The organism is Cupriavidus sp. D39 (assembly GCF_026627925.1).
Classification (GTDB): Bacteria; Pseudomonadota; Gammaproteobacteria; order Burkholderiales; family Burkholderiaceae; genus Cupriavidus; species Cupriavidus ulmosensis.
Genome location: NZ_JAPNLE010000009.1, coordinates 2821925 through 2843344 on the forward strand (window position 1 = coordinate 2821925; position 21420 = coordinate 2843344).

A 21420-nucleotide genomic window follows, 5' to 3' on the forward strand; every position below is an offset into this window, starting at 1 on the left:
GCAGGCCTCACTGCGTTATTGCAGCTTGGCGGTATAGCGCTCCCGCTCGACATAGCGGACCAGGTAGCTGCGGGTCTTGGCTTCGGTATCGTGGCTCACGCGATCGGCGGCCTGGCGCGCGCCATCGTGGCCATGCGAGGACACCATCTGTGCGTCCAGGTAATCGCGAAACGCCGCGCGCATGGCGTCGAGCCGGGGCCGGCACGCCTTGAGCGCCGCGCTGGTGAGATCCTGCGCAGAGGCGCTGCCGGCCATGCCGGCATCGGCCTGGTCCTTGGCGCACATGGTGTAGGCAGCGCGTAGCGATTGCCACTGCTCGTTGGCTTCACTGACGGCTTGCGGATCGGCGGGCGCGCGCGAGGCGCAGGCTGCTGCCAGCAGCGTGACGGGGATGAGAGCGAGAACGGATTTCATGTTGCATGGACCAGCGACATGCGGCGGGGTTCCTGCGCTGTTGGCTGTTGGACACGCACGACAAGCCCGCGGCCGCCATGTAGGACAGCCACGCTCAAAAATGCAGTCTCCGTCCTACAGCTTTCCCCGGACATGCTTTGTATATTTTACAGAAACGGGGGAGGCCCAACGGCATTCGGGGAAACCCATGACCCGGTTAGCCGCATTCACAGTTTCTACAAGTGCCGATTACGCCTATCCTTGAGCACAGGGGTGTTAATGGCTCCGGGGTAACGGTGCAGTGTGAGGTAAAACAATCAGGAGAGTGAGCATGGAACGCAGATCGTTTTTGACGGTAGGAGCTGGACTGGTGCTGGCAAGCGCAGGCCTGGGGCTGGGTGCCTGTACCACCACGCCCGACACGCCGACGGACAAGTCCGCCAAGCGTCGGGAAATCGACGGCGGCGTCGACGGCGCCCTCAACAAGCTGTATGCCACGGCAAGCGGCTCGCGCGAACTGGCTAACCGGGCGCGCGGCATCCTGGTCTTCCCCAACACACTCTCGGCGGGCTTCGTCGTTGGCGGCGAGTATGGCGACGGCGCGCTGCGCGCCGGCGGCGCCAACCGCGGCTACTACCGCATCATCTCGGGCTCGGTCGGCTGGCAGATCGGCGCGCAGTCCAAGGCCATCATCCTGATGTTCATGACCCAGGACGCGCTCGACAAGTTCGTCGCCAGCCAGGGCTGGACCGCCGGCGTGGACGCCACCGTGGCGCTGGCCAAGATCGGCGCGAACGGCGTGCTGGACACCAATACCGCCCAGCAACCGATCGTCGGCTTCGTGGTGACCAACGCAGGCTTGATGGCCGGCCTGTCGCTGGAAGGCTCGAAGATCACCAGGCTCGACATGTAAAGCCGCGCAAGGCGCCTGCAGGCTCGCACAGGGGCCGGGTTGCGAAAGCAGCCCGGCCCCTGTCGTTTCCCATTGTCCACACGCACTCACGCATTGTTACCGCATGCGCCACGCTAACCGGCTAGAATCCGTCCCTTTGGCCGAATTCACATGTGGTTCAAGAATCTCCAGCTGCACCGTCTGTCCGCACCGTGGTCCCTCGCCGCCGAAGAGGTCGAGGAATGCCTGGCGCGCCACGCATTTTCCCTGGCACCAGCCTGGAGATGCAAACCCAGGGCTGGGCCTCGCCGCGTGACAACGGCGCGCTCGTCCACCAGGTCGGCAAGCAGTTGCTGCTGACCATGCGCACCGAAAAGAAGCTGCTGCCGTCCACGGTGGTCAACCAGGTCACCAAGGCGCGCGCCGTGGAGCTGGAAGAGCAGCAAGGCTTCAAGCCGGGCCGCAAGCAGATGCGCGAGCTCAAGGAGCAGATCACCGAAGAACTGCTGCCGCGCGCGTTCAGCATCCGCCGCGACACTCGCGTGTGGATCGACCCGGTCAACGGCTGGCTCGCCATCGACGCCGCCGCCCCGGCCAAGGCCGATGAAGTGCGCGGCCTGCTGTTCAAGGCCATCGACCCGCTGCCGCTGGACAACCTGCATGTGAACCAGTCACCGGTCACCGCCATGACCGACTGGCTGGCCACCGACACGGCCCCGGCCGGCTTCACCCTGGACCAGGAAATGGAGCTGCAATCCAGCGCCGAGAGCAAGGCCACGGTGCGCTATGTGCGCCATCCGCTGGATGCCGAGGACCTGCGCCGCCACATTGCCGCCGGCAAGCGCTGCACGCGCCTGGCGATGACCTGGAACGACCGCGTGTCCTTCGTGCTCACCGAATCGCTGACCATCAAGCGTGTGGCCCCGCTGGACGTGATCAAGGAACAGGCCGACCCCAGCGCCCGCGACGACGAAGAACGCTTTGACGGCGACTTCACCATGATGGCCGGCGAACTGGCCAACCTGCTGTCGGACCTGACGGCCGCGCTCGGCGGCGAACGCAAGCTGTGAGCCAGCGGGCCGGCCAGAGCTGCCCGGCCTGCCTTCAAGCGCCGCCGCCCGGCGGCGGCGCCGCGCCGTAGCCCAGCAATCCGCTGGCGACCTGCGCCTCATGGCGCACGGCCACGGCGATCGGCCCATCCATCGACGCATCGAAGCCGCCGGTGGCGCCCAGCGCGGTGAGCACCGCGCAGATGCGGCCCGTGTAGTCATACAGCGGCGCCGCCACGGCGCTGATGCCCTTTAGGTTGGTATCGCGCACCACCGCGCACCCGGCGGCCTGCACTTCGCGCCGCAGTGCGCCGATGGGGTCATCGCGATCCAGTTGCGCGCGCAGGTCCGCCGGCGCCGCCGCGAGTTCTTCTTCCGCCATTGCGCGCACGCGCGGCTCGTCCAGCAAGCCCAGCAGGGCGCGGCCCGTGGCCGACCATAGCATCGGCATCACCGACCCTACCCGCACATTGACCGTCACGGGCAGCCCCGGCTCCTCGAAACGCACGATGGTCGGGCCCTTGTTGCCCATCACCGCCACAAAGCAGGTCACGTCCAGGCTTTCGCGCAGGCGGATCAGCGACGGCTCGGCGATCCGGATCGGATCGACCTGCCGCATCGCCGCCAGGCCGATCAGCATGGCCTCCACGCCCAGGAAATACTGCTGCGACGCCGACTCCTGCGCCACCAGCCCCTCATCGATCAGGCTGGCCAGGTAGCGGTGCACCTTGGCCGGGCTCTCGCCGATATGCGCGGCCAGCGCGGTCAGGCTGGCACGCCCGCCCAGGTTGGCCAGCCCCTTGAGCACCGTCATGCCGGTCTGCGCCGATTGCACGCGCTGGCGGCGCTCGCGCGCCGGCGGCTCGGCGGGCGTTGCCGTATCGGCTGAGTCACTTGAGGCGCTTGAGGCGCTTGAGGCGCTTGGGTCGATTCGTGTCTTCATGGGCGGAGATTCTAGTGCCGTGCAAGGCGCGACGGCATCAAATCCACGTTAACCCGCATCGCCATATTACGCAATGCGTATATCATTTACGCATAACGACACCGGAGGGCGCCACGCCTCTACCGGCAACAAAACGGGAACAGGAGACAAGATGATGATCACCATCCGCAAATGCATCGCCGCAGGCCTGGGCCTGGGCCTGGCCGCCCTCCCCATGCTGGCGGCAACCGCTGCCGCCGAACCCGCCTTCCCCACCAAGCCGGTGCGCTGGATCGTGCCCTACGCCGCCGGCGGGGGCTCGGATTTCCTGGCGCGCTCCATCGGCCAGGCCCTCTCGACCCGGCTGGGCCAGCCCGTGCTGGTGGACAACAAGCCGGGTGGCAACACCGCGATCGGCGCCGCGGAAACCGCGCGCGCGCCGGCGGACGGCTACACGGTGCTGTCGGCGGACAACGGCACGCTGGTGTTCAACGCCGCGCTGTACAAAACCCTTTCCTACAACCCGGTCAAGGACCTGGCGCCGGTCACCTTGCTGGGCCGCTTCCCGATGATCCTGGTGGTGGGCCCGGGCATGAACGTCAACACCGTGCAAGAGTTCGTCGCCCGCGCCAGGTCCAAACCGGGCGGCATCGACTACGCCTCGGCCGGCGCCGGCAGCCCGCATCATCTCGCGATGGAACTGCTCAAGGTGGAAGCCGGGCTGAACATGGTCCACGCGCCCTATCGCGGCGCGGCGCCCGCACTCGCCGACGTGGCTGGCGGCCAGGTCCCGGCCATGATGGTCGACCTGGCCGCGGGCGCGGGCTTCATCAAGGGGGCAAGGTCAAGGCGCTGGCCGTGGCCAACGCGACCCGCCTGCCCCAGTTGCCGGACGTGCCGACCTTTGCCGAGGCGGGCTACAAGAACGTGGAAGCCGCCGCGCTGGTGGGCATGGTGGTGCCGGCCGCCACAAAGCCGGAGATCGTCGCCACGCTGAACAAGCAGGTGGTGGCCGCCATCAATGACCCGGCCGTCAACAAGCGGCTGGTGGACTTCGGCGTGGAGCCGGTCGGCAACACGCCCGCGCAATACGCCGAACTGCTGCGCAGCGAGACCACGCGCTGGCACAAGCTGATCCGCGACCTGAAGATCACGCTGGAGTAACGGCAGCGGCGTCGCGAACCAGGATCCCCGCAAACGAATACATGGAGCAACAAGCATGGCCAACGCCCCCCAATCCACACGCCTCGGGATGTCCCGTTGACCATAGCTTGCTGGCGGCGCAGCGCTCGCCCACCGGCTGCCCGGTCAGCCCGGGCGCCGCCGGCTTCGATCCCTTCGAGGATGGCTACCAGCAGGACCCGCCAGAGTACGTGCGCTGGGCGCGCGAGCAGGAGCCGGTCTTCTACAGCCCCAAGCTGGGCTACTGGGTGGTGACGCGCTACGAGGACATCAAGGCGATCTTCCGCGACAACCTCACCTTCAGCCCGTCCATTGCGCTGGAGAAGATCACGCCGACGGGGCCGCAGGCCAACGCCGTGCTGGCGTCCTACGGCTACGCGATGAACCGCACGCTGGTCAACGAAGACGAGCCCGCTCACATGCCGCGCCGCCGCGTGCTGATGGCGCCGTTCACGCCCGCGGAACTCAAGCATCACGAGCCCATGGTGCGCAAGCTCGCGCGCGACTACGTCGACCGCTTTGTCGACGACGGCCGCGCCGACCTGGTCGACCAGATGCTGTGGGAAGTGCCGTTGACCGTGGCGCTGCATTTTCTCGGCGTGCCCGAGGAAGACATGGACCTGCTGCGCAAATACTCCATCGCGCATACGGTCAACACCTGGGGACGGCCGAAGCCGCAAGAGCAGGTAGAAGTCGCGCACGCCGTGGGCAACTTCTGGCAGCTGGCCGGCAAGATCCTCGACAAGATGCGGCAGGACCCGTCCGGCCCGGGCTGGATGCGCTACGGCATCCGCAAACAGGTGGAGTATCCGCAGATCGTCACCGACTCCTACCTGCACTCGATGATGATGGCCGGCATCGTCGCCGCGCATGAAACCACCGCCAACGCCACGGCCAATGCCATGAAGCTGCTGCTGCAGCATCCGCGCGCATGGCAGGAGATCTGCGAGGACCCCGCCCTGATCCCCAACGCGGTGGAGGAATGCCTGCGGCACAATGGCTCGGTGGCCGCGTGGCGGCGCCTGGCCACGCGCGACGTGCAGGTTGGCGGCGTGGACATTCCCGCCGGCTCCAAGCTGCTGATCGTGACGTCCTCGGCCAATCACGACGAGCGGCACTTCGCCGATGCGGACCTCTTCGACATCCGCCGCGAGAACGCCAGCGACCAGCTCACCTTCGGCTATGGCGCTCACCAGTGCATGGGCAAGAACCTGGCGCGCATGGAGATGCAGGTCTTCCTGGAGGAACTCACGCGGCGCCTGCCCCATATGCGCCTGGCCGAGCAGCAATTCACCTACGTGCCGAACACCTCGTTCCGCGGGCCCGAGCACGTGTGGGTGGAATGGGACCCGAAGCAAAACCCCGAGCGCGCCAACCCCGCGCTGCTGGATGTACAGGTGCCGGTGCGCATCGGCGAGCCTTTGGGGCATGCAATCAGCCGGCCGGTGGTGGTGGCCAGCGCGACGCAAGCGGCCGAGGGCATCGTGCGGCTGCGCCTGGTGTCGCCCGATGGCCAGCCGATGCCGCGCTGGGCGCCGGGCTCGCATATCGACGTGGAATGCGGCGACACCGGCCTGTCGCGGCAATACTCGCTATGCGGCGACCCGGACGACAGCGGCGCGCTGGAGATCGCCGTGCTGCGGGAGGCGCATGGCCGCGGCGGCTCCGCGTGGGTGCATGACCGCGTCAAGGCCGGCGACCGGCTCAAGATCCGCGGCCCGCGCAATCACTTCCGGCTGGATGAGGCCGCCGGCAAGCTGATCCTGATCGCCGGGGGCATCGGCATCACGCCCGTCAGCGCCATGGCCCGCCGCGCGAAGGCGCTCGGCATGGACTACGCCTTGCACTACAGCGGGCGCTCGCGTGCGTCCATGGCGCTGCTCGACGAGCTCATCGCGCTGCATGGCGATCGCCTGCATGTCTACGCCAAGGATGAAGGACGGCGCAACGATTTCGCCAGCCTGCTCGGGCAGCCCGAAGCGGATACGCAGATCTACGCCTGCGGCCCCGCGCACATGCTCGCAGCGCTGCAGGTGCATTGCGCCGGCTGGCCCGGCGATGCGCTGCGCATCGAGCATTTCGAGTCCGCGCTGGCCACGCTGGATCCCGGCCAGGAGCAAGCATTCGAAGCCGAGCTGAAGGACTCCGGCATCGTCGTCACGGTCGCCCCGGGCCAGACGCTGCTGGCCGCGCTGCGCGCCGCCAACATCGACATGCAGAGCGATTGCGAGGAAGGCCTGTGCGGCTCGTGCGAGGTGCGCGTGCTGGCCGGCGAAATCGACCACCGCGACGTGGTGCTCACGCGCGCGGAGCGGCAGGCCAACAGCAAGATGATGAGCTGCTGCTCGCGCGCCAAATGCCAGCGGATCGTGCTGGAGCTATGAGCGTGGCTGGCGCTCAGCCGCCCTGCCCGGCTTGCTCTGCTGCCAGCTTGGCATCGATGGCACGCGCCCGCGCCACCGCCGGGCGCGCGTTGATGCGGTCGATATAGGCCTGCACCACCGGCGTCGCCTCGACCAGCTTGAACATGGTGGTCCAAGTCAGCGCGGTGCCCCACAGCACGTCGGCCGCGGTGAAGGTGTCGCCCAGCAGGTAGGGGCCTTTTTCCAGCTGGCCCAGCAGCGTGCCGATGGTGGTGTCGTAATCGCCGTAGGGGCACATCGCGCGCGGCGTTTCGCGCTGCTGCGAGCGGTCCACCAGTGCCGGCTCGAAACAGGAACCGTAGAACGCCATCCAGCGCAGGTAAGGCCCGCGCAGCGGATCGGTCAGCGCGGGCGCCAGCCTGGCCTGCGGGAACAGATCGGCCAGGAAGATGAACACCGCCGCCTGCTCCGTCACCAGCGCATCGCCATAGCGGATGGCCGGCACCTTGCCCATCGGATTGATGGCCAGGTAAGCCGGCTCGCGCTGCTCGCCGGCCTTCATGTTGAGCGGGTGGAGACGATACGGCACGCCGAGTTCCTCAAGCAGGGTCAGCGCGCCGGTGGAACGCGTATTGGGTGAATGGAACAGGGTCAGTTCAGGCTGGGACATTGCATTGGCTCCGGGGGATAGGGAGGGATCGGGAGGGATAGGGAATTACGCGCTGGCGCCGTCGAGCTTCTTCGGATGCAGCTGCGCCAGGTCGACGCCATCGAGGCAGCGCACATTGATGGCCGCCACGCGCGAGCCGTCGGGCATGCTGCCCAGCGCATAGGCCTCCACGCCGCAGGTCTCGCAGAAGCGATGATCGATCACATGCTTGTTGAACTTGTACGTGCGCGTAGCCTGCGCGCCCTCGGTCAAGGTGAACTGATCGGCCGGCGTGAACGACCAGATAAATCCTCGCTTGCTGCACAGCGAGCAGTTGCACTCGATGGCGCCGGCAAGATCGGCATCCACCTCATAGCGTACGGCGCCGCAATGGCAGCCGCCGGTGTAATGGGCTCCTGGCATGGTTGTCTCCGATAGAATCGAATCGAATCGAATCGTTGTTCATTGTTCGTTGCCGAAGCCATCAGTTTTACACCGTTCCCCATGACCCGATTGGACAAACGCGACACGCATGCGCCCGTCACCGCCGAACCCAAGGGCATCGTCGACCCGCTCGGCACGCAACGGCGCATCCGGCTCGGCCGCTATCTGCCGTCGGCTGCGCTGGCGCCCTTCGTCGAGCACTACTGGATCGTCGAATGGGACCTGGCGGGCCAGCCGCCGCAGGTACAGCGCGCATTGCCCTACCCCAACGCCAACCTGGTGTTCGACCGCGGCCAGACGGCCATCTTCGGCGTGGTGCGCGGGGTCTTCGATCGCAAGCTGGAAGGCACGGGCCATGTGCTCGGCGTGCGCTATCGCGTGGGCGGCCTGCGCCCTTTGCTGGATGAGCCGATCAGCGCGCTGACCGATGCCACGCGGCCTGCACGCGCTTTACTGCGGTGCGACGAACCGCGCGCGGAAACGTTGGTGCTCGATGCCGGCAGCGACGAGGCCATGGTCAGCGCCGCGGAATCCCTGCTGTCCGGCGCGCTGCCTGCGCCCGACCCCACGGTGGATATGCTGCAACGCGTGATGGCACACGCCGCCAGCGCTGAAGGGCCGGCCAGCGTGGAAGCCTTGGCGCAGTACGCGGGCATGGGCGTGCGGGCGCTGCAGCGGATGTTCCAGGAGTACGTAGGCGTGTCGCCCAAATGGGTGCTGCGCCGCTACCGTCTGCAAGAGGCCGCATGGCGGCTGGCGCGCGGCGAGGCGGTCGGGCTGGCGCAACTCGCCGCCGAGCTGGGCTATTTCGACCAGGCCCACCTGACGCGCGATTTTACGCGCCTGGTAGGCGTATCGCCGGGCGACTACCAGCGCTCGCAACAGGCGCCGGGCCGCCAGCGCTGAACGGATGTCAACCCGGGCCGGCGGCGTCGCCGATATGCAGGGCCAGGTAATCGATCAGCGCCCGCACCTTCGGCGGCAGGAAGCGGTTGGGCGGATACAGCAGCCAGACCGAGCCCACATACGCCCGCGCCTGCAGTTCCCAGTCGGCCAGCACCTGCACCAGTTCGCCACTGTGCAGCGCGTCGGCCGCGGTGAACTCCGGCAGGTTGGCGATGCCGAAGTCCTGCTGCGCCGCTTCTAGCCGTGCCCCGGCGTGGTTCGCGATATAGCGCCCCCTCACCTCCACCGTCTGCGTCTGGGCATCCCGTTGAAAGCGCCAGCGGTTGTCGTCAGCGGTCTCGCCCAGGTACAGGCAATCGTGCTGCGCGAGATCGCGCGGATGCCCCGGCGTGCCGCGCGCGCGCAGGTACGCCGGCGATGCGCACAGCACCCAGCGTACCGCGCCGAGCCGCCGGCCGGCCAGCCCGGGCGGCGGGTGCCCGGTCAGCCGGATCACCAGGTCGAGGTCGTCATCGAGAGGATCGACTTCGTGGTCCGTGAACAGTAGTTGCAGATCGACCTCCGGGTAGGCACGCAGAAAGCCCGGCACGAGCGGATGGATCACCGTCTTCGCAAACGCGGTCGGCGCGCTCACGCTCACCCGCCCCTGCGGCCGGCCCACAAGATGGCCCGCCGCATCGATCGCGCCCGATGCGGCACTCACCATGTCGCGGCAGTACCGGTACACCTGCGCGCCCGACTCCGTCACGCGCACCTTGCGGGTCGAGCGCTCCAGCAGCCGCGTGGCCAGGGCTTGCTCCAGCCGCTTGATCTGCCGGCTGACCGTGGACGGCGTGCTGCCAAGCTGACGCGCGGCCATGGAGAAGTTGCCCGCATCGACCACGCGCGCGAACACGGCCATGTCGGGCAGCAAGTCGAAGAGTTCGGTGGGATTCATCTGGGCGGTGGCGTCTGCAGCACTGGATTAATGCGTTTACGACATAAAGGCTTTGCATCTCAACCCGATTATCACCGCCTACGCAAAGCTGCACAATGCATGGCCCATCCCCTGAAGGTCTGCCATGCCCGCCCAAAAACGCCTCCTTTTGCTGTCCGACCTGATGCTGCTCGCGGTCGCCGTGGTCTGGGGGAGCAGCTACGGCGTCGTCAAAGGCGCGCTGGTGTTCTATCCCGTGCTGGGCCTGCTGGCGCTGCGCTTCGGCATCACGTTCGTGGTGCTGTCGCCCATGCTGCCCAGCCTGCGCCAGGTCGACCGCGCCGCACTGCGCGGCGTGCTCGGCACCGGCGTATTGCTGCTGGGCATCTTCCTGTGCGAAACCTTTGGCGTGCTGCTCACGCGCGCCGCCAATGCAGCCTTCCTCATCAGCCTGTGCGTGGTGCTGACGCCGCTGGCGGAATGGCTGCTGCTCAAGCGCAAGCCCAGCCGCACCGAATGGGCGGCGGTGGTGCTCTCGCTGCTCGGGGCCTGGTTGCTGGCGGGCAACGGCGAATTTGTCCTCAACCCCGGCGACGGACTGATACTCGCCGCCGCGGTACTCCGCGCGCTGATGGTGTGCTTCACAAAGCGGGCAATGCGAAGCGCCTCGATTCCGGCGCTGACGGTGACGGCGGTGCAATCCGGCGTGGTGGCATTCGGCAGCGCGGCGGTGGCGCTGGTCCTGATGCCCGCGCAGTGGCAGCCCCTGCCGTCATTCTCCGGTCACGGGGCCTTCTGGGGATACGTGCTCTACCTGGTGATCGCCTGCACGCTCTTTGCGTTCTTCGCGCAGAACTACGCCATCAAGCGTAGCAGCCCCACCCGCGTGGCCCTGCTGATGGGGAGCGAGCCCGCGTTTGGCGCGTTGTTCGCCAGCCTGTGGCTGGGGAAAGGATCACGGCCACCGCCTGGACCGGCGGCGGCCTGATTGTCGCGGCATCGCTGCTGGCCACGGTGCGCTGGCGCAAGCCCGCGGTCGTCGAGGTACCGCAGGGCTCTCGGGCATCGAAGGGCTGAAACCCGCCGCGCTCAGCCGCGCCAGTCATTGTTCGCGGCATCCGTAGCCATACAATCCGTGAATGCCCATTTGGACAGGCGAGAGGATTCCCGATGACGATGACCGATGTGTACGCCGCGCGCGAGCCGGCCCGAGCCGAAATCGACGCCATGAAGGGCCCGGCCGTGATCGAGTTCGGCGCGCCCTGGTGCGGCTACTGCATGCGGGCCCAGCCCCACCTGGCCAGCGCCATGGCCAGCCATCCGGAGGCCGCCCACATCAAGGTCGAGGACGGCAGCGGCAAGCCGCTCGGCCGTTCGTTCCGGATCAAGCTATGGCCCACGCTGGTGTTCATGCGCGATGGCGTGGAGGTGGCGCGGCTGGTGCGGCCGAGTGACACGCGGGCGATTGAGGAGGCGTTGAGGCGGATTGCGGGCTGATGCTGGCCGGCACCATCGATAGGCGCAAAGATAAAAAGCGCCCGATGGATCGTGCAGCGACGGGGCGAAACGCTGATGGCGGATGGAAGCGAGGTTTTGGCGCAAAGCAACCGCCCGGCACGAGCACAAGCACAAGCAGCGTGACTGGCCCGCGATCCGCCTGCAGCGGCCATCCCAGCGCGCGTCGCGGCCAATTGCTGCACATCACTGGATCCGTGCTGGCTGCCTTCCACGCCACCCCAGACTCGCGGCATTTGCGCCCCAGGGCGCGACACACAATTTGTTACGCTTGCGCGCTTTCAATGACACCGTTCGGACATGGACGGTTGATAGCGTCTCCCAACTGCCCTGTGGCAGTCATCCGAGGAGATATCATGCGCGTACCCAAAAGGCTTACCATTGCCCTGGCGTTGTCGCTGGCGTGCGGACTGACAGCGTCCGCACATGCGGACGACGACGCCCGTCAACCGAGTGCCAAGCATGTCCTGCTGGTTTCTGTCGATGGCTTGCACCAGGCCGACCTGGACTGGTTCGTCAACGCCAATCCGAACTCCACCCTTGCGCTACTGGTCCGTCATGGCGTTGCCTACACGAATGCGCAAACGCCTTTTCCCTCGGACTCGTTCCCCGGGATGGTCGGTCAGGTCACGGGCGGCAACCCCAAGACCACGGGCATCTACTACGATGACGCCTACAGCCGCAGCCTGCTACCGAAGGGCACCACCGCAGCCAACTGCCACAGCACCAAGCCAGGCGCTGAAGTGTTTTACGCCGAAGTGATCGCCAAGGATCTGAACCGGCTGGACAGCGGACAAAACATCCCCGGCCTGTACGCCGACTTCTCCAGGATTTCCCAATTGACCGGGCATCCGCAAGACCTGATCGACCCGGCCTTCCTGCCGGTATCTCCGGTGACCTGCCAGCCGGTTTACCCGCACCAGTACCTCAAGGTGAACACGATCTTCGAGGTCGCGAAAAAGCACGGGCTGCACACCGCCTGGTCGGACAAGCACGTCGCCTACGAGATTCTCAATGGGCCGTCCGGTCAGAGCATCGACGATCTGTTTGCCCCCGAGATCAACAGCTCGGTAACCGACCCGTCGCTGCCTGCCGGCCCGGGCGACGACTGGACCAAGGACAACACCAACACACAACGCTACGATAGCTTCAAGGTAAAGGCCGTCCTTAACTGGATCAAGGGCCTCGACCATGCCGGCAACGGCACGCCGGGGACCCCGGCCATATTCGGCATGAACTTCCAGTCCGTGTCGACCGCGCAGAAGCTCAACAAATCGAACTACTACCCGGATCCGAGCAACACCGCCGCCAAGGTGTCCGGCAGCCTGGGCGGCTACACCGCGAACGGGACCACGCCCGGTGTGGTGCTGCAAAGCGCGCTGAACTTCGTCAACAACCAGCTTGCCATGATGGTGAGCGCGCTTGACACGACCAATACCGTCGTCATCCTGTCGGCGAAACACGGCCAGTCGCCGCAGAACCGCGCCGATCTCACCATCATCAACGATGGTGAGATGATCGATGCGCTGAACTGCGCCTGGGAGAAGTTCGCCGCCACGTGCAAGGACCCGTCCAAATCGCATCTCGTAGCCCACGCGATCGACGATGACGGCATCCTGATGTGGTTCAACGACCGCTCCCCCGCCGCCCTGCGCTTTGCCAAGAATTTCCTGCTTGGTTATTCCGGCAACGGCATGGGCTCCGACGCAACCGGCACCGCGGTCACAAAGGCTTTCAGCCAGGCTGGAGCGAGGAAGATCTACGCTGGCGAAGAAGCCGCTGACCTGTTCGGCGTCGGGAGCAACGACGATCGCGTGCCGGACCTCGTCGGCATCGCGCAGCAGGGTACTGTCTATGCCGGTGGAAAACTGTCGAAGATCGCCGAGCACGGCGGCGGCGCCAAGCAGGACCGTCACGTGCCCATCGTTGTGTGGGGTGCTGGCATCGGCCAGAATATCGTCGACGACCCTGTCCAGACCAACCAGATAGCGCCTACCATCCTGGCGTTGCTTGGACTCAAGCCGCACGAGCTGCAAGCGGTGCAGGCCGAGCACACCAAGGTACTGCCGCATCTGCGTTGAGCGCAGCCGGGACAGCGGGAAGGACCGCATGTCCCGGTACAAAAAACAGCCCCGTGGAGGTTCAGTCCACGGGGCTGTTTTGCATTCCGGGTGGGAGCCTGGGAGCCCGCGATCCGCCCCCCCCCGGTTTGGAGCCACAGGACAAGAAACCACCGGCCCGCTAGCTACCGACAACGACAAACGCTCAGGGACACGTAACTTGAGATTTGACCTCCAATAAAAACAATGGGTTAGAAGAATCTCAGACACTCGCCCCACACAATTCGTGACAGATGTCATGAGACCAGGTTCCTGTAGTGACAGATAGAGTGAGATTTTCGGCTAGTCGCCGAAGCGGCCGGTGAGGCATCCACCTATCCGGTGGTCAATTACGGCATTGGCGAGGTCATGCTAGCTATATAGTTATCGTCACAGCCCCGAAAAGATATCTTTAAGTAATATTTTTGCGCGCTGCGATCCCGCCTAAGAAGGTCGTCCCAATCCTCGGCGTAGAAGACGTCCCCTGCAATTGAGGGCACGGACCGCGCGAGCGGTCGGGCGACGAAAAAGTGGGTCCCGGCGGGCTCGGGCATGCGCCAGTGAGGGATGAGGGCGAGTCGCCACTCCCGCGGAGTTCGCAAGGCGAACCAATTATTGGTTTCGGATAATTGGTGATAATTTACTGCCTGGTCTGAAGTTAAACGTCATGCCTCGACGGCGTTGACGCGGACCGCCACTGCCGCACGCGACGGCTGGGTGGTCACCGACCGACCGCTTGGCAGCGGCGGCGGAGAAGTGACATCGAGGCAGGTTACCAGGCCGAGTGCGCGCAGGATGCGGATCGCGGTCGGCAAGCCCACGTACTCACTGGCCTCGGCCGCGCCGAGCCGGCTCCGGTTTCAAAGTAAAAGAAAGATTTTGCCTTTTTACTTTGAAAGCGTGTTTTGTGGGGCCGCAGGCGCCGTTAGAGGCTCTCCAGTCCCGGGGCATCTGTTAACAACGAACGACGGGTGAGCGATCAAAACGGACCGAAGGTGGCCATCCTTGCCCGGAGTTCCGCCTGCCCTTCTCGGCCCGTGCGTCGTTCCGTTCCCACTGAGATCACCGAGTCAGCGGAACAAATGCCTCTTAGGGCATTTCACAATGTGCCGCAATTATTTACTGGGAATAATTATTGGCATCCAATAATTGCGATTAATTGATGATAAATCACTTTTCTGGGGGGCCTTAGTGCATCTCCTTATACAGAAGTCATGAGTCCTCAGCCCGTAGCGCCAGGATCATGAACGCAGCATCCATGGTTCGCTGCATGCCGATCCAGATCGTTTTGGCGCCGGGCTCGCCATCACACTTGCGGCCCAGGAAACCACCCAGTGACGCGATCAAGCGGATCATTTGATTGAGCGTGACGGGCGTCTTTGGGCGCGCCTTCTTCGCGAGTAGATACGCGCCTCGTATCTCATCGGCATCAAAGAATAGCGACGCGTCCAGGTCAGGGCAGGTTCTGCCCAAACGCATCAGTCGGGCAATGCGCCACGCCACCACCATGTAAAACACCAGGGCCCGTTCCACGCGGTCCATGTGGGATAACTGTAAAGCTTCCACCTTGCACCCGTTCTTCAGGACATTGAAGAACATCTCAATCTCCCACCGGGCTCGATACCAATCGATCAGCTCGACGACGGCATCTGTATCTTGAGCCTCCCGGTTGGTCAGCAGTCGCCACACGACAGGGGTAACGCCTGCCGGAGCGCCGATCTCCTGGGCCACTATGCAGGTGACGGCTGGCCCCGTCTTACCCGGCAGCTTCACGCGTTGCGCACGTAACTCCTGCTTGACCTCGCGCGCCTTTTGGCCTGCGCGCCCCGGCAGGATGAAGCCGATCTCTCCCAGAGCTTCGCTGGCGTCTACCGTGTCCCACAGCTTGCCTGCCTCACCAAGGCTGCGGTTGTGTTGGGAACGTATCAGCCAGTCTGCAGGATTGCCGAGCTCATTAGCACGCTCCATCATCGCAGCGATATCGCCTTCCCGATCCGCCACGTAGACCAGGCGAGTCTCAGGCAACATCGCGGCCTGTTCTGCAACGCGTTCGTAGCTTTCAGTCCACCGTACGCTCTCTGTAATACCAACCCGCTGCCCGTTTGCATCCAGCGGCTCCCGGGCCCACATCCAGGCGTCGATCACACCGAGTGGTTCCCGATCCGGCGTCACAGCGTAGGTCGGATGCAGATACATCCCCCTCTGCGCTTCGTAGCTCAAGGGCCCGAGCCCATCGATCTCCTGGCCGTTAAAATTCAACTCGGTTGTGTCTGCAATGCACAGCACCACCGGGAATTGCCGCGCCCGCCCTGCCGTGCGCTCCCAATGCGGCTGCATCATGTCTGTCCACTCGACTTCCTCGTTGCCGAGAAATCGATAGGCAGCGATGGTCTCTGCCCAGTCTTCGCATGCGCCAGGAATGCTCGCAGTCGGCCTCGCAGCCAGTCGCTTCAGCAGCCCCTTCGCCCGTCGGTCCCGCCTTGGATCGCCAAGATCCAGCGCCTCAAATTCTTCGTCCACCCATGCCCCCGACTCGTTGTTCATTCGCGCTCAAAAAAGCCAGGAGTAAACGCGAATCCGCACGAGTTTACAACCCCTCCCGCCCAAGTCCCATCAAATTCTGGTCGCACTGCGCCCGGTCAGGACGCTGGACTTTTGTATAAGGAGATGGCCTTAGTGGTGTAACGCTAAGAGCGACGTCACGGAAGACTCAGGTTTATCGCGCGATCCGCGACCGGCTGTGGTCGGCGATCGGGCGCCCACTGGGGCTGTGCGAACGGCAGCGGGCATCGTTGGACACATAGAGCGGACATTCAACCGATTGCCTCGTCTCAGCGTGTCGAACGCCCGGAATGGCCGACAAGCCGCCGTTGGCTGGCACGGCGGCGGACGGCTCTTCCCGACCCCTATGCGCAGGTCGCAGCTATGCGCAGCTCGTACGCGGACACTTGGCTCAGCGGCGACGCGGTTCCTGACCATCTCGATCAGAGTAGATCTCGACATAGTTTCGGCTGCGGATCGAAGTTGCGATCCCACTACAGGGGGCTATCAGGCAAACACCCGATCAGTTCAACTCGCTGGCTTCGACTGGCGCGCCAAGGGACCGCTCGCCCATACGTCGAATCCAGGCGCCAGACTCAGTCAGGCGATTCCTCCTGACTCTGTAACTATGCGCAGATGGTATCGGCCCGAATCCTCCCTGAATCTAAGCCGGTACCGTCAAACTCATGACAGGTGCACATAGTTGTGAACTGCGCATAGGGGTCGCTGTAAATCTCTGCATAGCGAGCCGTCCGAGCGTTCTAGAAGTAGCGGCCGTTCTTGGCCCCAACGCGGTCTTCACCGCTCCAACAAGCCGACATTCGACTGGGCGTCTGGCGAAACTTTTCCCCGAGCGCCACCCCTCACAGGGGGCATGATCCAATAGTAGCTTTTGGACAGCCAAGAACGGCTTGGACAGAGGGTAAAATGGGAGCCCTCGCCTTTCCGCTATCAGTGGTACAGACATTGACTTTGGCGGGTAACTATAAATTTTTGCTGCAGAGGGTCACTTTGGCTGAACAAAATCCGATCGAGATGCGCACGGTTCTTGCGCATACGCTGTTTGCAAATCCGAATTCTGAAGGAGCACTTGGGACGGTTAAGCCCGTGGCCGAAATTGTTGACGATGTGCTGGTTCCGCTAACGCCAGAATCCTTTTGCCCCACAATGAAGGTTTTCATTGTTTCGGGCTATGAGGACCTTGAGAAGCGCTTTCCCATACCGAATTTGTTCATGCTGCAGGTTTCGCCGAACACTAATCCCAGCGAAAATGCGGACGCCAATAACTTCTCTCGCTACATTTCGAACTTTAAGCGCGCAGATGCGGTAAAGCCAAAGGATTATTTCGAGGTTATAAAATCTTCCCTTCCGGACCCAAATGTCCGCGATGTGTACGTTAGTCAGTGGCCTGGGACGCGCTACATATTTATCGATGATGGTAATGACATCTATGGGCCGTTTAAGTGGGAGCCTCATAGAGAAAGTCTCGATTTGATTCGTCTCGGTTTCATTGATAGCAAGCTGCCGTATTATAATAATGAAGTTGCGTTTCAGGTTTGCCGTATTGAGAGAAACAAGTTTCTTGCGAAAACTGTAATTAGCAAGGATGCGCATCAAGAACGTCGCTTTTTATACGATTTGAGTGTCGTTCTGAATGAAAGCTATCATGATTATTCCTCCGATGAGGATGTGCTGAAGTTTGCGGCCAAGCTCGCTCAAGAAAACAATGTTCGGGTTATCGAGAAGGCGAAATTTGACAGTTTGGCCACTCTTCTTGGAAAAAACGGAAAGCTGGGCACCCCATTAATTAGACAGCGCCTCGCTCGTCTTCCTCAAATTGTTTCTGCGACTTCCGTCAAGCACGATGAAATTCTCAAAGGTTTATGGGACTTTCTCAAGGGTGAGCATGGGAAGGGTATTGTTTCGACCTATATCGAGCAGAATAGAGAACAGTATCTCCAGTCATTGCGTAAACAGTATGAGCAGGATTTGCGCGGCCAGCTAGAAGGCCTGACGAACGAGATTCGCCTCGCCGAGGCGCGAAAACGGGAGCTTGACACCGAAAAACAAAGTCTAGCTGCACTCGTCGAAAGTAAGCGTCGAGAAGCGGAGGCCGCACCCAACCTAGCCGCGGAACATAATAGACTCGATGTGCAACTAGCAAAGAAGCATCAAGAGCTTGCGGAAATTGAGAAAAGTCTCGCGGAGCAACTCGCAAAGCAAGACGCGCTAACTAACCTTGATGAAATAAATAGACAAATCAAAGAGGCAGAAAGGGAGCGTGAATACGCGATTCGGAGCAAACTTACCGCTGAGGACGAGCTTGGCGAGCTCCAAAGGGCAGTCAACGACAAGGATTCGGAGCTTCGCAAGAAGCTAACGTCCCTGAAACCGTACGTCGATGCGATCAATGGCACGTTTATAAGTGATAGTACCGAAAACCCGGCGATGGTCTCTGTTTCGGTCCATGATCTGAAATCTGGCAAAGACCTGGTTGGGCGTCAGCGTGAAGTCATTACCGCCGTTCGAAGGGCACTGGCAGGGCGCCAGAGATATATGGAAGACTGGCAAGTTGCCAATATCCTAATAAGCACGCAACAGTCATTTATTACCTTCTTTGCTGGCTTGCCCGGCGTAGGCAAGACGTCACTTGCTCGGCTACTGGCTGAAGTGCAGGGAGTTTCACCGCGGCTCAGCGAAGTATCTGTTGCGCGTGGCTGGACTTCACAAAAGGACTTGATTGGTTTTTACAATCCCTTGTCTGGTCGGTTTCAGTCTTCAGGCACTGGCATGTACGAACTGCTTAAGACGTTGGACGGCGAGAAAAAGGGCGCGCACAACGCCATGTCTTACGTGCTGCTTGATGAAGCCAACCTTTCCCCTATCGAGCACTACTGGAGTTGCTTCATGGGTATGGCCGATGGCGAAGGCAACCGGCAATTGGTCCTTGGCAGAGACCGCATACAGATTCCACCATACTTGCGCTTCCTTGCGACCATCAACTACGACGGTACAACTGAACCGCTGTCTCCCCGGATGGCGGATCGCGCTTCAATCATTTTGATGGAGCCTGCCCTGGATGACAGCCGTAATGTCGACGACAGCCGCGATGCTCCATGCGCGTTACCATTGTCTGCGCAGACGATGCATCAGTTGTTTGGATGCGAGGACGTTGTGCCTGATTTGCTGCCTGAGGAGCTCTCGGCGTTCAAGCGCGTGCGGCAGATTCTTGCTGAACCCGATCCCCAGCAGGGTATGCCACTTTCCATCAGCAAACGTAAAGAGATTGCTATTAGCCAGTACTGCTCAAAAGCGCGTGGCATTATGCGAGCGGAAAACGACGCTTTGCTCGCACTGGATGTCGCAATCCTGCAGCACGTGCTCCCACAGATTCGTGGGAATGGGCGCTTCGGGAAGAGATTGGAGGTACTTGCAAGAGAACTCGAGTCATCTGGTCTGGCCCGCTCATCTGCCTTTGTCCGCCGAATGATTGACGTCGGCGACATCGACCTGCAGACCTACGACTTCTTCTGCTGGTAGCCATGACGCGCTCCCTAACTCTGTTCGTCAACGGGAGGAAGTCCCGTTGACGGTCGCCCCAACCTCCATTCTTCAAATCAGAGAAGTCGACAGCCTGCAGTTTAGGGTAGCTGCGGGCGACTACGACGGTCCTACAGAATTGCTTATAGGCGACCACCGAGCCGAGTTTAATCGGATAGTAATTGAAGGGAAGACCTGTTGGCAAACGCCCGCGATGACCTATGTGTCAGAGTGTTTCGGGCATGCTGTGGCGGTTATTGCCTTTTCGGAAGGCGAGATGCGCATAGACTTTGATGTGCTCGCCGAGAAGACAACAGTGCAGCAGGCGCGCAAGATGATTGCATACCTCGCTGACAAGAACGAGAAGCTTGTCGCGAGTTGCTTTGCACGTTCATCGCATCCCACAGGATCTGTACGCGCGGACGATACACCTCCCGAGACTCTGCTGTCAGCGGCGGAGAAATTCCTTCAGCATTTGCAGGAGCGACGGTTTGAGCTCCTTCATCATTTGCGTGAACGACTCGTTCCCGAACGGGTGCCACTCTGGCAACGGAGATCGACGGCTGCAATCGAAATTGATCCAATTGACGTGATAGGGAATCTTGATGCGTTGGTGCCGGCTCTTGGCGCAGGAGAAGTGTTCTTGCGCGGCCGCCATTACAACCTTTCCAATATTCACATTACTCAACTTCAGTCCACGCATGATGTGATCGAGAATCATATCTTGGTCGGAGGACTTTATAGCGTACGCAGGAAGATTCTGAACCTACAAGATGTACTGCGTGAATATGAAGAGAAATTCAAAGCGGGTGATACGGGCGATTTTGAATCATTATCGCGCCTGCTGCTAAGCTTAACCGCCGCTGGCATGCTGCGGCGATGCGCAGCGATATTGCGTGACGCTTCTGGACTTATTCGAATGTTCCGTCAATATGGCGTCTCGTATCGCGGAGAAATCGCTCCCGTTATGACCGCCTTTGCACGTAGCACTCGGGTCTACCGCGATTTATATGCAGATGTGGCCAAATGGTATGAGCTTGGAACGCCGTGTTTAAGTGGAATCGACTTCCTGCTTAAACTTCGATCTTTGCACACGATCTTTGAGATTTTTACATTGTTTCATTTGATCGAGGAGATGATGCAACAAGGGTGGCGCGGGGAAAGCATGATTCCGCACCCGACCTTTGGCAGCGAGGTGCCGGCGTCAATTACCTTATCGATGGGGGAGGAGCATTTGACCCTACAGTACGAACCGGTCATCTCGCCCCTGTCTTCGAGTAGTGCCCATATGGATTTGACAGACACACTGCATGGCCCAGGCAGCCTGCATCCGTATTGGACGCCGGACTTTGTGATGCGATTCGCGCGAGGAGACTTGGTTCGTTATCTGATATTGGATGCCAAGTACAGTAGGCGCAGCACAGTTAGCAAATATGGTTTGCCGTCGATAGTGGACAAGTACTTCAAGGGGACTGCCGTCTATGACGCAGTGAATGGGCTATTAACAAGCGACCCCATTGTCGGCGTGTTTGCTGTCTTCGCTCTAGGCGATCATGGGAGCCACTATCTCAACATGTGGAACGGAAACGGGGTACATGACGACGTGGTGCGCCTCCCCATGGCAGGGGGAATTGGTTTGATGGTCGACAACAGCTTCGCGTTTCACCGATGCATCGCTGCCGCTACTGCGACAACCCGTCGCATACTAGCGAGAGGGCGAGGCAACGTCTTTCCCGCACGAACTCGGGGTAGCCCGGAGGTGGAAAGTGTGCAAGCGTAAGCGCGAGCGCTACGGATTCTGACCCCTTCTCGGCGATGGCCGCGAGCCGGTTCCTCATCGACCGCCGTCGCCTGAAGGTCACGACGCACGTCGTGTCCGCACTCGTGCTGGCGCGCCGCGCCGGCCGAAAGGACGCGGTGGCTCCGGACACGGGGCCCACCGCGGTGCGGGACGGGAATAGGCACTTGCGGCCGTTCGCGGGTTCGTGCGGTGACGGGCGAGCCCGCCG

Annotated in this window: 13 protein-coding genes and 3 pseudogenes; 10 read left to right on the plus strand and 6 right to left on the minus strand. The window is 62.3% G+C overall.

What is annotated here, in order from left to right; all coding sequences use genetic code 11:
• Positions 1 to 15: 15 nt before the first annotated feature.
• Positions 16 to 414, minus strand: a complete 399-nt coding sequence (locus OMK73_RS25285; protein ID WP_267604454.1) for a hypothetical protein — start codon at positions 412 to 414, stop codon at positions 16 to 18.
• 310 nt (positions 415 to 724) lie between these two features.
• On the opposite strand from OMK73_RS25285, the gene OMK73_RS25290 reads away from it, so the two are divergent.
• Both OMK73_RS25290 and OMK73_RS25295 read left to right on the plus strand, forming a co-directional pair.
• On the plus strand, positions 725 to 1306 hold the full coding sequence (locus OMK73_RS25290) for a YSC84-related protein (RefSeq protein ID WP_267604455.1): 582 nt from the start codon (positions 725 to 727) through the stop codon (positions 1304 to 1306).
• Positions 1307 to 1456: 150 nt separating this feature from the next.
• Positions 1457 to 2355, plus strand: a pseudogene (locus OMK73_RS25295) (recombination-associated protein RdgC).
• Positions 2356 to 2389: 34 nt separating this feature from the next.
• Here OMK73_RS25295 and OMK73_RS25300 read toward each other — a convergent pair.
• The gene (locus OMK73_RS25300; RefSeq protein WP_420715675.1) at positions 2390 to 3148 is read right to left on the minus strand and encodes an IclR family transcriptional regulator; all 759 of its coding nucleotides are present in this window, start codon (positions 3146 to 3148) and stop codon (positions 2390 to 2392) included.
• 280 nt (positions 3149 to 3428) lie between these two features.
• On the opposite strand from OMK73_RS25300, the pseudogene OMK73_RS25305 reads away from it, so the two are divergent.
• Together OMK73_RS25305 and OMK73_RS25310 are read left to right on the plus strand one after the other, a co-directional pair.
• Positions 3429 to 4420 (plus strand): annotated as a pseudogene (locus OMK73_RS25305) (Bug family tripartite tricarboxylate transporter substrate binding protein).
• A 41-nt stretch (positions 4421 to 4461) separates the two neighbouring features.
• The gene (locus tag OMK73_RS25310) at positions 4462 to 6822 is read left to right on the plus strand and encodes a cytochrome P450/oxidoreductase (protein ID WP_267604457.1); all 2361 of its coding nucleotides are present in this window, start codon (positions 4462 to 4464) and stop codon (positions 6820 to 6822) included.
• Between the two features lie 13 nt (positions 6823 to 6835).
• On the opposite strand, the gene OMK73_RS25315 is transcribed toward OMK73_RS25310, so the two are convergent.
• Both OMK73_RS25315 and OMK73_RS25320 read right to left on the minus strand, forming a co-directional pair.
• Entirely contained in the window at positions 6836 to 7471 is a 636-nt protein-coding gene (locus OMK73_RS25315) for a glutathione S-transferase family protein (protein ID WP_267604458.1), read from the minus strand.
• A gap of 45 nt (positions 7472 to 7516) precedes the next feature.
• Complete coding sequence (locus OMK73_RS25320) at positions 7517 to 7873, minus strand: GFA family protein (protein ID WP_267604459.1); 357 nt, start codon at positions 7871 to 7873, stop codon at positions 7517 to 7519.
• Positions 7874 to 7954: 81 nt separating this feature from the next.
• Between OMK73_RS25320 and OMK73_RS25325 the strand changes: the two genes are divergently transcribed.
• The gene (locus OMK73_RS25325; RefSeq protein WP_267604460.1) at positions 7955 to 8800 is read left to right on the plus strand and encodes an AraC family transcriptional regulator; all 846 of its coding nucleotides are present in this window, start codon (positions 7955 to 7957) and stop codon (positions 8798 to 8800) included.
• 7 nt (positions 8801 to 8807) lie between these two features.
• Here the strand turns inward: OMK73_RS25325 and OMK73_RS25330 are convergent, their stop codons facing one another.
• Positions 8808 to 9737 carry a LysR family transcriptional regulator gene (locus OMK73_RS25330; RefSeq protein ID WP_267604461.1) on the minus strand — a complete coding sequence of 310 codons (930 nt, stop codon included), beginning with the start codon at positions 9735 to 9737 and terminating at the stop codon, positions 8808 to 8810.
• Between the two features lie 124 nt (positions 9738 to 9861).
• Between OMK73_RS25330 and OMK73_RS25335 the strand changes: the two are divergent.
• From OMK73_RS25335 to OMK73_RS25345, 3 genes and pseudogenes are all read left to right on the plus strand, one after another.
• Positions 9862 to 10793, plus strand: a pseudogene (locus OMK73_RS25335) (DMT family transporter).
• 93 nt (positions 10794 to 10886) lie between these two features.
• Entirely contained in the window at positions 10887 to 11213 is a 327-nt protein-coding gene (locus OMK73_RS25340; protein WP_267604462.1) for a thioredoxin family protein, read from the plus strand.
• 374 nt (positions 11214 to 11587) lie between these two features.
• On the plus strand, positions 11588 to 13312 hold the full coding sequence (locus tag OMK73_RS25345) for an alkaline phosphatase family protein (RefSeq protein ID WP_267604463.1): 1725 nt from the start codon (positions 11588 to 11590) through the stop codon (positions 13310 to 13312).
• Between the two features lie 1230 nt (positions 13313 to 14542).
• Here OMK73_RS25345 and OMK73_RS25350 read toward each other — a convergent pair.
• Positions 14543 to 15874: an IS4 family transposase gene (locus OMK73_RS25350; RefSeq protein ID WP_267601839.1), complete on the minus strand. Its 1332-nt coding sequence runs from the start codon at positions 15872 to 15874 to the stop codon at positions 14543 to 14545.
• A 924-nt stretch (positions 15875 to 16798) separates the two neighbouring features.
• Between OMK73_RS25350 and OMK73_RS25355 the strand changes: the two genes are divergently transcribed.
• A complete protein-coding gene (locus OMK73_RS25355; protein WP_267604464.1) occupies positions 16799 to 19411 on the plus strand; it encodes a hypothetical protein in 2613 nt (870 codons plus the stop codon).
• Positions 19412 to 19457: 46 nt separating this feature from the next.
• On the plus strand, positions 19458 to 21191 hold the full coding sequence (locus OMK73_RS25360; protein ID WP_267604465.1) for a hypothetical protein: 1734 nt from the start codon (positions 19458 to 19460) through the stop codon (positions 21189 to 21191).
• Positions 21192 to 21420: the final 229 nt, after the last annotated feature.

Coding starts and splice junctions, on each gene's coding strand:
- OMK73_RS25285 (WP_267604454.1), bottom strand. CDS start 414: ATGAAATCCGTTCTCGCTCTCATCCCCGTCACGCTGCTGGCAGCAGCC.
- OMK73_RS25290 (WP_267604455.1), top strand. CDS start 725: ATGGAACGCAGATCGTTTTTGACGGTAGGAGCTGGACTGGTGCTGGCA.
- OMK73_RS25300 (WP_420715675.1), bottom strand. CDS start 3,148: ATGACGGTGCTCAAGGGGCTGGCCAACCTGGGCGGGCGTGCCAGCCTG.
- OMK73_RS25310 (WP_267604457.1), top strand. CDS start 4,462: ATGGAGCAACAAGCATGGCCAACGCCCCCCAATCCACACGCCTCGGGA.
- OMK73_RS25315 (WP_267604458.1), bottom strand. CDS start 7,471: ATGTCCCAGCCTGAACTGACCCTGTTCCATTCACCCAATACGCGTTCC.
- OMK73_RS25320 (WP_267604459.1), bottom strand. CDS start 7,873: ATGCCAGGAGCCCATTACACCGGCGGCTGCCATTGCGGCGCCGTACGC.
- OMK73_RS25325 (WP_267604460.1), top strand. CDS start 7,955: ATGACCCGATTGGACAAACGCGACACGCATGCGCCCGTCACCGCCGAA.
- OMK73_RS25330 (WP_267604461.1), bottom strand. CDS start 9,737: ATGAATCCCACCGAACTCTTCGACTTGCTGCCCGACATGGCCGTGTTC.
- OMK73_RS25340 (WP_267604462.1), top strand. CDS start 10,887: ATGACGATGACCGATGTGTACGCCGCGCGCGAGCCGGCCCGAGCCGAA.
- OMK73_RS25345 (WP_267604463.1), top strand. CDS start 11,588: ATGCGCGTACCCAAAAGGCTTACCATTGCCCTGGCGTTGTCGCTGGCG.
- OMK73_RS25350 (WP_267601839.1), bottom strand. CDS start 15,874: ATGAACAACGAGTCGGGGGCATGGGTGGACGAAGAATTTGAGGCGCTG.
- OMK73_RS25355 (WP_267604464.1), top strand. CDS start 16,799: ATGGGAGCCCTCGCCTTTCCGCTATCAGTGGTACAGACATTGACTTTG.